This window comes from Ramlibacter sp. AN1133 (genome assembly GCF_037890035.1).
In the GTDB taxonomy this organism is placed as follows: domain Bacteria; phylum Pseudomonadota; class Gammaproteobacteria; order Burkholderiales; family Burkholderiaceae_C; genus Ramlibacter.
This window is the reverse complement of sequence record NZ_JBBKTQ010000011.1, coordinates 21,460-37,303: the sequence shown is the minus strand read 5'-3', so window position 1 is coordinate 37,303 and position 15,844 is coordinate 21,460. Positions and strand designations below refer to the sequence as shown.

Sequence of the window (15,844 nt, the reverse complement as noted above, 5' to 3'; positions counted from 1 at the left end):
CCACGGCTCACCCGCACTCCGCCTCCTCCTTCGCCGCCGCAGTCGCCCCCCACGCCGCCGCCGCGGCCGCCACCGGGCTGCAGGAGGGACAGGCATGGCCCTCGCCCGGCGCGTGCGGCGAGGGTCCCAGTGCGGGCAGCGCCGTCATCCAGTGCAGCGACACGGGCGGCAGCTCGCCATAGCGGGCCACCGCCAGGTGCCAGGCGGGCGCCAGGTCGATGTGGCGCGCGTGGATCGGCGTGCGCTGCGCGCCCAGCTGGCAGTGCAGGGTGCCGCGCGCTCCGCTCACTTCCACCGTCCGCAAGGGGTGGCTCAGGCCGGCGCCGGTGGTCTTGAGCACCGCCTCCTTGAGCGTCCACACGCGCAGGAAGAGCTTCATGCGCTCCTTCGGCGCGGCGGCGAGCACCTCGGCGCGTTCGGCGGGCGAGAAATGGCTGCGCGCGATCGCCTCCACGTCGGGCGCCAGGCCCGGGGCGGGGCCCTCCACGTCGACGCCGACGGCGGGCGCGTCGGGGCCGATGGCGATGGCCAGCACGCCGTTGGAATGGGACACGTTGAAAGCCGGCATCGGGGCGCCGCCGGCCACCACGGCCGAGGGTTTGCCGCGCTCGTCCTGCCGCAGGCGCAAGGTGTCGGCCGGGGCGCCGGTCACCTTGGACAGCAGGGCGCGCAGCGCCGCGCGGCCGTGCACGATTTCCGTGCGGCGGCTCGGCGAGCGGACGCCGGCCACTTCCAGCAGCTCCTCCTCGGCGTGCGTCACGCCGCCCGCCTGCGCCTTCAGGGCCTGCAGGCAGAACAGGTGGACCTGCATGGGATGGACTGGGGTGTTCATGGGAGCCTCCGGGGAGCAAGCTAGCGGGTCGGTCGGGTGGGGGGTCAGAACGCGTACTTCAGCTCCGCATACGCGAGCGAGTTGTCGCGCAGCCGGCCGTAGTAGGTGTCGCGGCCGCCGCGGAACAGGTCGGCGCCGACGGTGAGCTTGAGCGCATCGCTGATCGCGTAGGTGAGCTTGGGGCGCCAGGCGTGGTCGCCGCGGGTGAGCGAGACCACGCCCACCAGTTCGGCCTCCAGCGTGTCGTTGAGCCAGCGGTGCGATACGCGCAGGGTGAGGCCCTGCTCGCTGCGGTCACGCTGGTTGGCGACCAGCGCGCTTTCCAGGGCCAGCGTGCGCTGCAGGGGGTCGGGGATGGTGTGGGGGTCGCTGAAGCCGGTGACCTGCCGCAGGTACAACTGCACGTTCAGGTAGGTGCCGTCGTCGAAGGTGCGGTCGGCGCCGGCCACGGCGTAGAAGAACGGCTTCTTGACGAAGGGATCCTGCGACGCGTCGTGCTGCGTCCAGTTGTAGGCGGCCTCGGCGCGCAAGCCGAAGCGGCCGGCCACGCCGGCGACGTCGGCGCCGAGCACGCGGATGCGGTGGTTGCGCAGCGCGAGGCGCAGGCCGGCCGGACTGGCGCCGGCGGGAACCAGGTCCGGATTCGGGTCGAGCCCGTCGAAATAGGACACCGACCACTCGACGCCCTTGCCGCTGCGCTCGAACTTCAAGGCCACCCCGTCGCCGTCCGGCTCCTGCCGCACGACCTCCACGCCGGGCGTGGCCGCCACCGGGAAGCGGTTCGAGCGAAAGCGCGGCAACACCACCGCGGTCAGCGCGTAGTCGTCCACGTGCCAGACCAGCCGCGCGGCCATCGTGCCGAAGCGCTGGTCGCTGTTCTCCGGCACCAGCAGCGTGAAGTCGCGCGGGCTCAGGTTGTCGGTGGGATTCAGTTCGTCGGCCCGGCCCCACGCGATGATCTGCTGGCCCAGGCGCAGGTCGACGGCGCCGGCGCGCAGGTCGACGTAGCCTTCGCGCAGCCGCGCCCCGCTGCGGCCGCTGTCGTCGCGCACCCAGCCTTCGACGTTGGCCGAGACCGACTTGTCCAGCTTCGGCGCCGCCTTGAGCCACAGCGATGGGCTGCCGATGCCGCGCCGGTCGTCGAGGTCGCGCGAGGAGCTGAAATACGCGCCCCGCAAGGAGCCGCTCGCATTCAGCTTCTCGCGCCAGCCGCCCGCCGCCTCGTCGGCCGCGCGGGCCGGCGCGGCGGCGAGGCAGGCCGCCGCCAGCGCCGCTGCGCAGGCAGGTGCCAGCCTCATTGGCCCTCCATGTAGCGTGGGGTGAAGAGTTCGTCCTTCACGTTCTGGTTGGCCTTGAAGTTCTCGACCCGGATCACGGTGCGGTGCCCGGTCTGCACGTTGCTGGCCTCCATCTGCATCGCCTGCCACTTGCCGCGCCCGGCATCGACCAGGCGCAGCTCGCTGAAGACGATCGTCTTCAGGGGCTGCTCGCCGGTGTCCAGCAGCTCGGACTTCACCGTCATCAGGTTGTCCTTGCGGATCCAGTCGGTGCGCCGCCCGTAGCCGGTGTCGGAGCGCACGGCGGCCGTCTTCGGCAGCGCCTCGACCACGTAGACCGGCTGGCCGTCGAGCGTGTCCTCGCGCAGCAGCTTGTAGTTCCACTCCGAGACCTTGTAGCCGATCACGTCGGCATAGGAGAAGTCGGTGCCGACGAAGCTGTCCTTCTTGTTGCTCGCCACCAGCCGGCGCACCTTCTTCAGCGCCGGCAGGTAGACCCAGATGTCGTCGTCCTTGGCCGAGTTCTCGATCATCAGGGTCACCGTGTCCTTCACGTCGGCCGGCGCCGTGAAGCGCGTCAGGCGCATGTTGTCGACGCCGTTGGCCTGCAGCTTGGTGGCGCTGGCGGTCTTGCGCACGCGTTCCTGGCCCGACTTGTTGACCAGCGTGAAGGTGGCGTCCGACACCGAATCGGCCACCTTGAACACGGCGGCGTTGCGCTCCATCACCTGCTGCACGTCCACGCTCGCCTGCGCCTCGGTGGCGTGCAGGGCGACCGTGGTCGCCAGGGCGATGGCGGCGGCGGTGGTGGCGGTGGTGGCGGTGGTGGCGACGGGGCGGATGGTCTTCATGGCAGGTTCTCCGAAGATGAAGCGCGGACGCAGGGTGAGCACGAGGGAAGGAATCAGCAGCAGCGCGGCGACGGCGCTGACCAGCATCGCGACGGCGATCAGCAGCGCGAGCCACTGGTGGATGTGGAAGCCGATCGACAGCAGCAGCACGCCGTACCCGGCCGATACCGCGAGCGCGACGAACAGGATGGCCTTGCCCGCGGTGGCGAGCACGCGGCGGATGGCGGGTTCCGGCGCGTTGCCGGCAGCGAGTTCCTCGCGGATGCGGTAGATCAGGTAGATCGCGTAGTCGGCGCCTATGCCCACGGCCATCGCGGAGATCAGCGAGGTGGAAACATTGAGGGGGATGCCGGCCCAGCCGATCAGGCCGAAGGTCGCGAGCACCGCCAGCGCCAGCGGCAGCAGCACCAGCGCCCCGGCGGCGAGCGAACGGAACAGCAGGCTGGACACCACGAACACCACCGCGGCGATCTGCACGATGTTGAGGATCTTGCCCTTCACCATGACCTCGTTGAGCGCCGCGCCTTCGGCCAGGCCGCCACCGACCGACACCCTCACGTCGGGGCCGAAGCGCCCGGCGGCAAAGCCCTGGATGCGCTGGACCAACGCCTGGAAATCGGCGCTGCTGTCCGACTTCAGGTACACGGTGACATTGGCGAGCCGGTAGCCGTAGTCGACATAGGTGTCGAAGTCGCCCGGCTCGCCGGACATCGCGTACAGCAGCAGGTACTGCGAGATCAGTTCGCGGCTGGCCGGCACGACATCGAACGCCGGGTTGTCACCGTTCATGGCCTGGTGCATGCGCTTGACGAAGTCGGCGATCGAGACCGTCTTGCCGACGTGCGGCTGGCTCTCGATGAAGCGCTGGAGTTCGTCGATGGCCCGCAGGGTGCGCGGTTCCTTGATCGCGTCCTCGGAGGCGCCCTTGACCAGCACGAAGATGGTGTTGGTGCCGCCCAGGAAGCGGTTGAGCGCCTGGTCGTCCCGGATCAGCGGCAGGCGCGGCGAGAAGTAGCTTTTCATGGAGTTGTCCACCGTCACCTGCGCCATGCCGGCCAGGCACATCAGGGCGAAGAGCGCGGCTGCGGCACAGATGCGCCGGCGCCGGCGACCGGTGACGGCATTGGCGATGGCAGCGGTGGTGCGGTCCCACGCGCTGTACCGGCGGCTGCCCTGGCCGTCGCCCTCGCGCGGCGGTGCCAGCACCGCGCGCAGCGCCGGGATGAAGCTCATTTCCAGCAGCACGGTGGCCAGGATGCCGATGCCGGTGAAGATGCCGAAGGTGCGCACGGTGCTGATGTCGAACACCACCAGCGAGAAGAAGCCCAGGGTGGCCACCGTGCCGGCGGCCAGCATCACCGGGCCCACGCGCTGCACCGCGCGCGACACGGCCTCGCGGTTCGCTTCGGGCGGCTCCATCGGCAGCAGGCCACCGCGCAGGGCGTGGTATTCGTCGTAGTAGCGCTTGAGCATCTGTACCGCGTGGCCGGTGGCCACGGCCAGGATCAGGATCGGCGTGGTGGCGTTGAACACGTCCATCGGAATGCCCGCCGCGCCCATCACGCCGACGCCCCAGGCTACCGCCAGGATGCCTGTCACGAGCGGCAGCACGAGCCCCTGGCGCGAGCGGAAGGCCTCGAACAGCACCAGCGCGAGCACCAGGATCGCCACCGGCAGCAGGATGCCCATGCGCTCCGAATAGCCCTCGATCGCGGCGAGGAAGGCGGGGGCGCCGCCGACGTGGATGTCCACCGTCGCATCGCGCTCGCGGTCGACGATGGGCTGCACCCGCTCGAGGATGCCGCGGTAGCCGGCCGCATCTTCCTTGAACTCCACGATGATGGCCGTGGCCTTGCCGTCGCGCGCCACCAGCGTGTCCTGGTACACCGGGTTGGCCGCGATCGCGTGCCGCAGCTTCGCCAGCGCCGTGGCATCCCGCGGCACGCCGTCCATCAGGGGCCGTACCTCCAGTCCGTCGGCGCTGCCGGCGATGTCCTTGGCCCGGCGCGCGCCCAGGCTCAGGAGGCTGTTGCGGATCACGCCGGGGGCCTGCAGCAGTTCCTGGCCGATGCGGTCGACCTTGGCCAGCACGGCGGGCTGGTAGACATCGCCCTGCCTGGGCGCGATGCCGATCACCACGATGTACTTGGAGCCGAACACCCTGGAGACTTCCAGCCCGGTGGCGACGTAGGGATGCGAGGGCGGCAGCATCGTGTTGGGATCGATCACGATGCGCAGGTGCCGGGCCTGCCAGCCGGCCAGCGCGGTGACGAGGAGCGTCAGCGCGATGACCAGCCAGCGCCGGCGGATGATCCATTCGACATAGCTTTTCATGGGGAACCTCAGAGGGCGAGCAGCGAGCAGACGAAGGCGAGGATGGCGATGACGACGCGCACGTGGTGCCACGCCGCCCAGCGCGCCAGGGCCGCGGGCAGTTCGTCGGCCGGGACGGCGTGGCGCGTGAAGGCGTCGTTGGCGGCGCGGAAGAACAGGCCGTAGCAGGCGAGCAGCGCCAGCGTCAGCAGCGCCGCCCCCCAGGCGGCCGCCACGTGGACGCCGGCGGCCGTCGCCAGCCCCGCGGAGACCAGCGCGGCCAGCGGCGCCGCGATGGTCAGGGGCGCGTAGAAGCGATAGAGACGCGGGCCGTAGGTCGGGTGCAGGGCGTAGAACTGCTCGGCGGAGAGCGTGCGCCAGTAGGGCACCAGCAGCGCGCCCTCGGCCAGCAGCGCGCCGGCCAGCAGGCCCAGCAGCGTGGCGGCGGCGAGGCCGGCGAGGCCGGCCAGGCCGGAGATCATGCCCGCGTCGGTCATGGCATCACCCTCCGCTGCGGCGGGTCCACGCGAGCACCGGCAGCAGGCCGCGGGCGTCGAGCAGGTTGCCGATCAGGAACAGCACGCCACCGATCCCACCCAGCACCGCGATCTTCTCGGCGAGGTCGAACGCGCTCTCGTAGTTGCGGTACAGCGTGGTGCCCACCACCAGCAGCAGGAACAGCGTGATGGCCAGTCCGAACTGCGGTCCCGGGATGGCCGGATCGAACTTCGGCCGGTGCACCGGGTCCTGGCCGTGGACGCCCAGGTAGTCCGGCGGGCCGAACAGCGCGTGCAGCTTGTCGCGCCAGCCCTGCCGCCGTCCGGCCTCGGCGAACACGGCGGCCAGCGTGGTGACCTGCGCCTTGACCGGATTGAGCGTGGAGGTCAGCTGCGCCACGCCGAACACGGGCTTCTCGGTCTGCGCCGTGAAGGTGCCGAACAGCTTGTCCCACACGATGAACACGCCGGCGAAGTTCTTGTCGATGTAGCAGGCGTTGCGGCAGTGGTGCACCTCGTGGTGGTGCGGCGTGTTGAACACCAGGCCGAAGGTCCGGAACTCGGGCAGGTACGAGGTGTGGATCAGGAACTGGTAGAGGTTGTGTGCCGCGAACACCAGGAAGAACGCGCCCGGCGAGAAGCCGAACAGCGCGAACGGCAGGTAGACCCAGATGATGGTGAACTCCTGCATCACCGACCGGCGCAGCGCCACCGTGAGGTTGAACTCCTCCACCTCGTGGTGCACCATGTGCCCCGCCCAGAGGAAGGAGCAGCGGTGGCTGAAGCGGTGGAAGAAGTAGAACACCAGGTCCACCGCCACGATCAGCAGCAGGAACACCCACCACGCATCCTGGATCGTGGCCAGCCGGGCGTGCTCGTACAGCCAGGCGTAGAGCGCGATGAACAGGCCCTTGGAGATGAAGCCGGTCGCCTGCTCCAGGATGCCGCAACTGATGTTGCTGACGGTGGCGTTGAGGCGGAAGTTGCGCACCTTCTGCCGCAGGTCGTGGAGGAACTCCACGACCACGCAGCCGATCATGACGGGAATGCCCAGGGCGATGATGTCGGGATACATCGTGGGTTCCTCCTTCAGGCAGCCAGCCGCTCGGCCGGCGGGGTGGCATGCAGGGCGAGCTGGGTCGCCAGTTGCGCGGCCAGCTCGGGGTCCTGCATGATGGACCAGTGGTCGCCCGCCAGCGTGAGCGATGCGAGCATGCGGCTGTCCAGCAGGCTGGCCCAGTCGCCCAGGTAGTTGTCGAAGCGGCTGCCGCTGGCACGCACCAGCACCGTGTTCATCGGGGCGATGGGGCGGGGCTTGAAGCCGCGCGCGTTGAACAGGTTGGCGATCGCCACCTTGCTGTGGCGCTCCAGGTCCGCATCGACCGGCTGGGCCCCGTGGCCGTGGGCGTAGCCGAGGAAGCGGTGGAACTGCTGGCGGGCCGGCTCGTCCTCGCGGCAGACGAAGCCGAAGCGCCGGCCGAAGCGCACCAGCAGCGTCTTCAACCTGCCGTCCTCGTACAGGTCGTCGAGCGTCATGATGCCGTGCTCCGCGATGAAGGCCTCGAAGTCCTTCGGCACGTTGGGCGCCTCGGCGTCGATCGAGATGAACAGGCCCACCTCGTCGCCGCTGCGGATCAGCTCCTGCGCGATGTGGAAGGCGATCGACACGCCGTAGGACCAGCCGCCCAGCAGGTAGGGACCTTGTGGCTGCACCTCGCGGATCTGCTGCACGTAGGCCGCGACCATCTGGTCCAGGTCCTGGAAGTGCTCCTGCCCCTCGCGGAAACCGTTGGCCTCCAGGCCGTAGACGGTGATGTCCAGGCCGTGCTGGTCGTGCAGGCTTTGTTTCAAGTTCCGGACCAGCGGATAGAACGAGGCGAGGTGGCCGCCCAGGCCATGCACCAGGAACAGCGGGCGCAGCCGCGCGGCGGGTTGCGCCTTGCGGCCCGGTTCGGGGAAGCGGATCAGGTTGGAGGGCTGCGCTTCGGCCGATTCGCGGCTCGCGTGCGCCAGCAGCTTCGCGACCGTGGGATGCTCGTACAGCGCGCCGATCGCCAGGCTGGTGCCGAACTGCTCGTTCACCCGCTGCACCAGCGGCATCGCCAGCAGCGAGTGGCCGCCGAGTTCGGCGAATTCGTCGTTCAGGCCGACGCCATCGACGCCCAGCACGGATTCCCACACCCGCGCCATCTTGATCTCCGCCAGCGTGGTCGGCGCCGCGAAGTCGACATGCCGGCTGGCGTCGACCGGCATCAGTTCGAGTGCGCGGCGGTCGACCTTGCCGTTCGGGTTCATGGGGATCTGCGCCAGCGGCAGCAGCAGGTTGGGGATCATGTAGCTGGGAAGCTGGTCCTCCAGCCAGGCGCGCAGCTCGCTGCCCGCGACCTCCGCGCCGCGCGGCTGGTAGTAGGCGACGATCTTCTTGCGGGTGTCGACCTCCTTGACCACCACCGCGGTGTCGGCCACCTGCGGGTGGCTGGCGAGCGCACCTTCGATGGCGCCCAGCTCGATGCGGTAGCCGCGCACCTTGACCTGGTGGTCGACGCGGCCGAGGAACTCGATGTTGCCGTCGGGCAGCCAGCGCACCATGTCGCCGGTCTTGTAAAAGGTTTCGCCGGGCCGGAACGGGTTGGGCAGGAAGGCGGCGGCATTCGCCTCGGGGCGATTGAGGTAGCCGCGCGTGACGCCGTCGCCGGCGATGTACAGCTCGCCGACGAAGCCCACCGGCACCGGGTTCAGCTGTGCGTCCAGCACGTGGGCCTGCGTGTTGAGGATGGGCCGGCCGATGGTCATGCGCTCGAGCGGGCCGTCGAAACTCGCCAGCGTCGCAGTGACGGTGGTCTCCGTCGGGCCGTAGGTGTTGACCAGCGGGATGCCGGGATTCTTGGCGCGCCAGGCGTTGTAGCGCGCCAGGTCCGCCGCCTCGCCGCCGATGCCCACCAGCCGCACGCCGAGTTCGCTGACGCTCAGGTCGCTCAGGTTGTGCCAGTAGGCGGTGGAGAACTTCAGGACCGTCACGCCTTCGGACGTGATCACCGCCTTCAGGCGCTCGACGTCGTTCAGCTCGCCCTTGTTCACCAGCACCAGGGTGGCGCCCGTGAACAGCGTGGGGAAGACCTCCTCGATGAAGGAATCGAAGTTGACGGTGGAGAACTGCAGCATCTTGTCGGTGGGCGTCAGCGCGAAGGCGCGCATCAGCGACTCGTTGTGGTTGATCACGCTGCGGTGCTCCACCATCACGCCCTTGGGCTTGCCGGTGCTGCCGGAGGTGTAGATCACGTAGGCCAGGCAGGTCGCCTTGGCCGGCACGTCGGGTGCCACCGGTGTGCCGCCGTCGTAGTCCGCGCTGCCCAGAAGGGCGACGTCCAGCAGCTTGCCGCGGTGCCGCTCCAGCTGCGCGCCGGCCGCAGCATCGACGACGATGCGGCGCGCACCGCAATCCTCGATCATGGTGTCCAGGCTCGTCACCGGGTAGGTGGGGTCGAGCGGCACGTAGGCGCAGCCGGCCTTGAAGATGCCCAGGATCGCGGCGATCAGCGCCGGCGAGCGGTTGACCGACAGGCCGATCAGCTCGCCCGGCCGCGCGCCGCGGGCCAGCAGGCGATGCGCGATGCGGTTGGAGACGCGGTCCAGTTCGCGGTAGGTGGTGGAGCCGCCGGCGAAGCGCAGCGCCACTGCCTCGGGCGTGGCGGCCGCCTGCAGCGAGAAGCGCTGGTGCAGGCACTGCTCGCGCGGCACCTGCGCCTCGGTGCGGTTCCAGGCCTTGATGGCCTTCAGGTCGTCGCTGTACAGGCCGCCCTGCGGCGTCGGCAGCGCGTCGTGGCGCACCAGGAACTGCACGGTCTTCTCGAACCAGGCGTCGATGAACTTGCGTTCCATGCGCGCGAGGATCTCCGGGTCGAGGTCGCGGCGGAAGTTGCGGCTGTCGTAGAACGATTCGACCTTGGGCGTCGGGTCCTCGAACAGGCGGATCACGAGCTGGCGGTAGGAGCGGCAGTGCTCGTCCCATTTGTCCGCCGGGTAGTCCTTGAGCCGCTGCACGAACTCGGCGCGGCTCACCTCGGTGAGCGCGTAGCCCATGCTGCGCAGCATCGTGGCGATGCGCTTCATGTCGATCGATTCCTTCGACTGGCTGGTCACGTTGTAGTTGCCGTTGGGCGTCTTGCCGGCCAGCGAGGCCATCGCGTCGGCCATCAGGTCGACCGGCACCACGTCGTGCAGGTAGTTGCCCTGCGGGTACACGCCCAGCGTGAGCAGCATGCGCAGCATGATGTTCAGCCCGTCGTTCATCTTGGTCACGCCGGTGGCCAGGTGCCCGCCCACCCAGACCAGGCGGTAGATGTTGCAGACGTTGCCGTCGGCCCGGGCCAGCCGGCACATCGCCTCGCTCGCGTACTTGCTGATGTCGTAGCCGAAGTAGCGGTTGATGTCGGACGGGTCGATCCGGTCGTCCTCGTCGAACACCGACTTGTCCTCCTTCAGCGGCGAGAAGGTGCTGGTGCTGGTGTAGTGGAACTCCTTGCGGCGGCCGGTGCGGGCCAGCTCCAGCAGGCTGCGGGTGCCGTCGACGTTGATCGCGCGGATGCCCTCGTAGGGCAGCCAGTTGTTGACGTGCGAGCCGATGTGGAAGATGCGGTCCACGCGCGTCGCCAGCGAGGCCCAGGCGTCGTCGGCGATGCCGGCGTGCGGCTTGCTCAGGTCGCCTTCCACCAGTTCGATCCGGTCCATGTCGATCTCGGCGCGCATGCCGAAATAGTCCACCGCCTGCTCGAAGCGCTTCTGCAGGCCCTCGCCGTTCTTGCCCCGCAGCAGCAGCGCGAAGCGGTCGGTGCTGCGCTTCATCATCGAGCGCAGGAAGTGCAAGCCGAAGAAGCCGTGCGCGCCGGTCACCAGGCTCAGGCCGGTGCGGCCGGTGAGGCTCTCGTCGATCGCCAGCGGCGGCAGGTGGATGTCGGCCTCGACGTCGGGAAACTCGTATTCTGAGCTGCGGTACAGGTAGCCGGCGATGGTCGGGTAGCGGAACAGCAGTTCCATGCTGGCGCCGATCCGGTCCGACAGCTGCAGCATCGTCAGCGAGGAGCCGCCGAGGTCGAAGAAGTTGTCGTGGATGCCGATCTTGTCCAGCGGCATGGCGAGCACCTGGCTCCAGACCGCGGCCAGTTCGCGCTCGGCCGGCGTGCCGGGCGCGACGAAGCGGCCCTGTTCCGCCGCGGGAGCAGCGTCGGACGCGCACTGGTCCAGCACGGGCTCGAACTCGCCGGCCAGCAGCAGCTTCTTCGTCAGGCGCCGCTGCACCTTGCCGCTGGTGGTCATGGGCAGGTCCTTCGGGCGGATCAGCACCACGCGGTCGAGCGGCAGCTGGTGGTCGGCGTAGACCGCTTCGCGCATGGCGGCGACCAGCTTGTGGGCCTCGGCGGGATCGGTGGCGGTGGCGCCGGCGACGACCACCAGCCGCTCCTTGCCGCCTTCGTCGGTGGAGAAGGCCGCGGCGCAGCCGGCGCGCAGGCCGCGCAGGTTGGCCAGGCTCCACTCGATGTCCTCGGCGTGGTAGTTGCGGCCCTGCAGGATGATGATGTCCTTGATGCGGCCGGTGATGTGCAGGCAGCCCTTGCGCATGTAGCCGGTGTCGCCGGTGCGCAGGTAGCGCAGCGGCGAGCCCGGGATCTGCGCCTGGAAGATCTCGCGGTTCACCTCGGGCTGGTTCCAGTAGCCGCAGGCCACGCTGGGGCCGCTGACCCACACCTCGCCTTCGCGGCCTTCGACGGCTTCGGTGCCCGCCACCACGTCGACCACCTTCACCGTGTCCCACGGCGCCGCGCGGCCCGAGGGCATGGCGGCGGTCTCGGCATCGGCCTCCAGCAGCGCGTCGCGCCGGGTGCCGGTGACGATCAGCGTCGCCTCGGCCAGGCCGTACACCGCCATCAGCGCCTGCCGCGGCAGGCCGCAGGCGGAGAAACGCCGGTGGAAGCGCTCCATGGTCTCGCGCCGCACCGGCTCGGCGCCGTTGAAGGCGGTGGTCCAGCACGAGAGGTCCAGCCCCTGCAGGTCCTCCTCGGGGATCTTGGCGGCGCACAGGTCGTAGGCGAAGTTCGGGCCGCCGCTGATCGTGGCGCGGTACTTGTTGATCGCGCGCAGCCAGCGCACCGGCCGCTGCATGAAATGCAGCGGCGACATGAAGATCAGCGGCACGCCGATGTACAGCGGATGCAGCGCCTTGCCGATCAGGCCCATGTCGTGGATCAGCGGCAGCCAGCCGACCACCACGCTGTTGCGGTCGCTGCGGTACAGCTCCTGGATGGTGCGCTGGTTCGCCATCAGGTTGGCGTGGCTGATCATCACCCCCTTGGGCGTGCCGGTGGAGCCCGAGGTGTACTGCAGGAAGGCGATGTGCTCGGGGCGGATGTCCTGTTCGGCGTAGCGGCTTTCCAGCGCGGCGTCGAGCAGGTCGGTGTTGATGCAGGGCAGCTCCGCCAGGCCCTCGGCGGCCATGCGGGTCATCTTGCCGATCACGCCGGTGGTCGACAGCACGGCCGAGACGTCGCAATCGGCCGCGATCACCGCCAGCCGGCGCGCCATCTTGGGATTGGTGGGGGGATACACCAGCACCGCGGTGGCGCCGGCGTACAGGCTGCCGAAGAACGCGACCAGGAATTCCAGCCCCTGCGGATACATCAGCAGCACGCGGCTGCCATGGGCCTGCGGGATGCGCTTTTGCAGCGTGGCGGCCAGCAGGCGCGCGCGGCGATCGAGCTCGCCGTAGGTGATGGGCCGCTCCTCGTTTTCGCCGTCCTCGAGGAAGATGTAGGCGGTGCGCTCGGGGGTGAGCGCGGCCCGCTGCTTCAGGATGTGGACCAGCGTGGTGGCGAGGGCGGGCGCGGTGGTGAGGGGTTGCATGGGGGCTTTCTCCTGGCAAGGTGAGGGGCGGTGGGGAAGGCCGCACTCTTCGGCGCGGCAGTGGTGGATGCTGTTCATGACGGGCTCCATGGCCCAGCGGCGGGCCTGCTGGGCCCGGATCTCGGCGCGCGCGACGGCAAAAGGTGTCCTGTCCATGCCACCTCCGGCTGGATGCTTTGAAAGGGGTTGAGGGGAAAAGGGAGTCAGGCCGTCAGGCGACGGACTCCGGACCTGGGGTGAACGACAAGCAGCACGGCGCACCTTCCGATGGAGCAGGGAATGGCGCGGTCTCTGGCCGGGGCCCCTCCTGCGGGTTCATCTGTCTCACGCTGCGTCACGTTGGCGACACCGCGATGGAACGGACTATAGGAACCGGCCCCCGCGCCTGAATCGTCCAAAAGTTGGTGGCTCCTAACCCCTTTGTGCATTCGCCAAGCTCCGAACGGAACGCGCATGCAAGCCGCGAAGCGCGCTGCGCCCGGATGGGCTGCGAGCTGGCGGTGGCTCAGGTTTTCCGCTGCTGCGTGAAGCAGTTCACGCTGCCGCGGGCGACAGGGATTCGTAGGCTGGCGGTGACGAAGGAACCCCAGCGATTCCGCGAGCGCAGCGTAGCTGGGGTTCCTTCGTCACCGCCAGCCTACGGGCCCCTCAGACTTCTTCACCCCGGCGACCCAGCCCGAAGTGCTCCGCGAGGAACCCTTCGCCGCGCTCCAGCATGAAGTAACGAAACGCCTCCGCCGCGGGCGAGAGCGTGCGACCGAGCGTGTGCACCACATGCCAGCGGCGCATCAAGGGCAGTCCCTCGACCTCCGGCGTGGCGATGAGGCCGTGCGCGAGCTCCAGCCCCAGCGTGTGCAGCGACAGCAGGCTCACCCCCATGCCCGCCATCACGGCCTGCTTGATCGCCTCGTTGCTGGCCATCTCCATCGCCACGTGCGGCGCGAGCCGGTGCGCGTGCAGGTACTCCTGCAGCGCCGCCCGCGTGCCCGAGCCTTCCTCGCGCACGATGAACGCCTCGCGCGAGAGCGCCTGCGCCGGCACCTGCTCCAGGCGCGCGAAGGGATGGTCGGTCGCGGTCACCAGCACGTGCGGATGCAGCGCGAAAGGCTCGGCGCGCGTGGCCCATTCGGTGGGCGGGCGTCCCATCACGGCGAGTTCCACCTCGCCCTGGCGCATCAGGTCCACGATCGCGTCGCGGTTGTGCGCCACGCGCAGGCGGATCTCCACGCCGGGGTGGTCGTGGCGGAACCGGGCGAGCAGGCGCGGCACGAAGTACTTCGCGGTGCTCACCATCACCACATCGAGCACGCCGCTCTGCAGGCCCTTGAGGTTGGCCACCATGTCTTCGGCGTCGCGCATGGCCGCGAGCACGCGCCGCGCGTGCGCCAGCACGTATTCGCCCACCGTCGTCAGCGACACCGCGCGGCTGGTGCGGTCGAACAGGGGCATGCCGACCTGCTCCTCCAGCTCGCGGATCTGCATCGAGACGGCCGGCGGCGAGAGGGAGAGTTCCTCCGCCGCCCGCGCGAAGTTCAGGTGCTTGCCGACGGCGGCGAACACCCTCAGCTGGCGCAGCGTGGCGTTCTTCATTCAGCGTTGCTTAACGATGGGATCAGAAGATCTGACTTCCGCTGCATGCTAGGCGTCCCTAGAGTCCCCATCAACCGCTGCATCGGTGCGGCGATTGATGGAGATCAAGGATGAACAAGCCGGTCGACGAGGGGCTGATCACCGACGCCAGGAAGCGCTATGCCGCCGGCGTCCTGAAGTACCGGCAGATGGGCTACTGGGACGCGGACTACACGCCGCGCGACACCGATGTCCTCTGCCTGTTCCGCATCACGCCGCAGGGGGGCGTGGACCCGATCGAGGCCGCCGCCGCGGTGGCGGGCGAATCCAGCACCGCCACGTGGACGGTCGTGTGGACCGACCGCCTCACGGCCTGCGACAGCTACCGCGCCAAGGCCTACAGCGTGGAGCCGGTGCCGGGGCAGCCGGGCCAGTACTTCGCCTGGGTGGCCTACGACCTGATCCTGTTCGAGGAGGGCTCGATCGCCAACCTCACCGCGAGCCTGATCGGCAACGTGTTCTCGTTCAAGCCGCTCAAGGCCGTGCGGCTGGAGGACATCCGCATCCCGGTGGCCTACGTCAAGACCTTCAAGGGCCCGCCCACCGGACTGGTCGTGGAGCGCGAGCGCCTGGACAAGTTCGGCCGCCCGCTGCTGGGCGCGACCACCAAGCCCAAGCTGGGCCTCTCGGGCCGCAACTACGGGCGGGTGATCTACGAGGGCCTCAAGGGCGGCCTCGATTTCATGAAGGACGACGAGAACATCAACTCGCAGCCCTTCATGCACTGGCGCGACCGCTTCCTGTACGTGATGGACGCCGTGAACAAGGCCAGCGCCGCGACCGGCGAGATCAAGGGCTCGTACCTGAACGTGACGGCCGCGACGATGGAAGACATGTACGAGCGCGCCGAACTGGCCCGCGAGCTCGGCTCCGTCGTGGTGATGGTGGACCTCGTCGTCGGCTGGACGGCGATCCAGTCGATGGCGAACTGGTGCCGCCGCAACGACATGATCCTGCACATGCACCGCGCCGGGCACGGCACCTACACGCGGCAGAAGAACCACGGCGTGAGCTTCCGCGTGATCGCCAAGTGGCTGCGGCTGGCCGGCGTGGACCACCTGCATGCCGGCACGGCGGTGGGCAAGCTGGAGGGCGACCCCATGACGGTGCAGGGCTACTACAACGTCTGCCGCGATGCGTATACCCGGCGGGACCTGCCGCGCGGGCTGTTCTTCGACCAGGACTGGGCGGACCTGCGCAAGGTGATGCCGGTGGCCTCCGGTGGCATCCATGCCGGCCAGATGCACCAGCTGCTGGACCTGTTCGGCGACGACGTGATCCTGCAGTTCGGCGGCGGCACCATCGGCCACCCGGCCGGCGTGCAGGCGGGCGCCGTCGCCAATCGCGTGGCGCTGGAAGCCATGGTGAAGGCGCGCAACGAGGGCCGCGAGATCGCCGTCGAAGGGCCGGAGATCCTGCGGGCCGCCGCGCGCTTCTGCACGCCGCTGCAGCAGGCGCTCGATACCTGGGGCGACGTCTCCTTCAACTACCAGTCCACCGACACGAGCGACTACGCCGCCACACCCGCACTCTCGATGTGAAGGAGCCCCC

At 69.3% G+C, this 15,844-nt stretch carries 8 protein-coding genes; 1 reads left to right on the top strand and 7 read right to left on the bottom strand.

Features of this window, described 5'->3' with window-relative positions:
* Positions 1-7: 7 nt before the first annotated feature.
* From WG923_RS16730 to WG923_RS16700, 7 genes are all read right to left on the bottom strand, one after another.
* Positions 8-832, bottom strand: a complete 825-nt coding sequence (locus WG923_RS16730) for a 4'-phosphopantetheinyl transferase family protein (RefSeq protein WP_340352112.1) — start codon at positions 830-832, stop codon at positions 8-10.
* 44 nt (positions 833-876) lie between these two features.
* Positions 877-2,130 (bottom strand): DUF1302 family protein, encoded by a 1,254-nt coding sequence (locus WG923_RS16725; protein ID WP_340352111.1) that lies wholly within the window; start codon positions 2,128-2,130, stop codon positions 877-879.
* The gene (locus WG923_RS16720; protein WP_340352110.1) at positions 2,127-5,294 is read right to left on the bottom strand and encodes an outer membrane lipoprotein-sorting protein; all 3,168 of its coding nucleotides are present in this window, start codon (positions 5,292-5,294) and stop codon (positions 2,127-2,129) included. Before WG923_RS16720 ends, WG923_RS16725 begins: the two co-directional genes overlap by 4 nt.
* Positions 5,295-5,302: 8 nt before the next feature.
* A complete protein-coding gene (locus WG923_RS16715; protein WP_340352109.1) occupies positions 5,303-5,770 on the bottom strand; it encodes a hypothetical protein in 468 nt (155 codons plus the stop codon).
* A gap of 4 nt (positions 5,771-5,774) precedes the next feature.
* A complete protein-coding gene (locus tag WG923_RS16710) occupies positions 5,775-6,845 on the bottom strand; it encodes a sterol desaturase family protein (RefSeq protein ID WP_340352108.1) in 1,071 nt (356 codons plus the stop codon).
* Positions 6,846-6,859: 14 nt separating this feature from the next.
* Positions 6,860-12,664, bottom strand: coding sequence for an amino acid adenylation domain-containing protein (locus WG923_RS16705; protein WP_340352107.1), 5,805 nt, complete (start codon positions 12,662-12,664; stop codon positions 6,860-6,862).
* Between the two features lie 648 nt (positions 12,665-13,312).
* A complete protein-coding gene (locus tag WG923_RS16700) occupies positions 13,313-14,254 on the bottom strand; it encodes a LysR family transcriptional regulator (RefSeq protein WP_340352106.1) in 942 nt (313 codons plus the stop codon).
* Positions 14,255-14,364: 110 nt separating this feature from the next.
* On the opposite strand from WG923_RS16700, the gene WG923_RS16695 reads away from it, so the two are divergent.
* Positions 14,365-15,834 (top strand): form I ribulose bisphosphate carboxylase large subunit, encoded by a 1,470-nt coding sequence (locus WG923_RS16695; protein WP_340352105.1) that lies wholly within the window; start codon positions 14,365-14,367, stop codon positions 15,832-15,834.
* The last annotated feature ends 10 nt before the right edge of the window (positions 15,835-15,844 follow it).

Bases quoted from the DNA above. Each gene is read 5' to 3' on its own strand.
- WG923_RS16730 (WP_340352112.1), bottom strand. From the start codon at position 832: ATGAACACCCCAGTCCATCCCATGCAGGTCCACCTGTTCTGCCTGCAG.
- WG923_RS16725 (WP_340352111.1), bottom strand. From the start codon at position 2,130: ATGAGGCTGGCACCTGCCTGCGCAGCGGCGCTGGCGGCGGCCTGCCTC.
- WG923_RS16720 (WP_340352110.1), bottom strand. From the start codon at position 5,294: ATGAAAAGCTATGTCGAATGGATCATCCGCCGGCGCTGGCTGGTCATC.
- WG923_RS16715 (WP_340352109.1), bottom strand. From the start codon at position 5,770: ATGACCGACGCGGGCATGATCTCCGGCCTGGCCGGCCTCGCCGGCCTC.
- WG923_RS16710 (WP_340352108.1), bottom strand. From the start codon at position 6,845: ATGTATCCCGACATCATCGCCCTGGGCATTCCCGTCATGATCGGCTGC.
- WG923_RS16705 (WP_340352107.1), bottom strand. From the start codon at position 12,664: ATGCAACCCCTCACCACCGCGCCCGCCCTCGCCACCACGCTGGTCCAC.
- WG923_RS16700 (WP_340352106.1), bottom strand. From the start codon at position 14,254: ATGAAGAACGCCACGCTGCGCCAGCTGAGGGTGTTCGCCGCCGTCGGC.
- WG923_RS16695 (WP_340352105.1), top strand. From the start codon at position 14,365: ATGAACAAGCCGGTCGACGAGGGGCTGATCACCGACGCCAGGAAGCGC.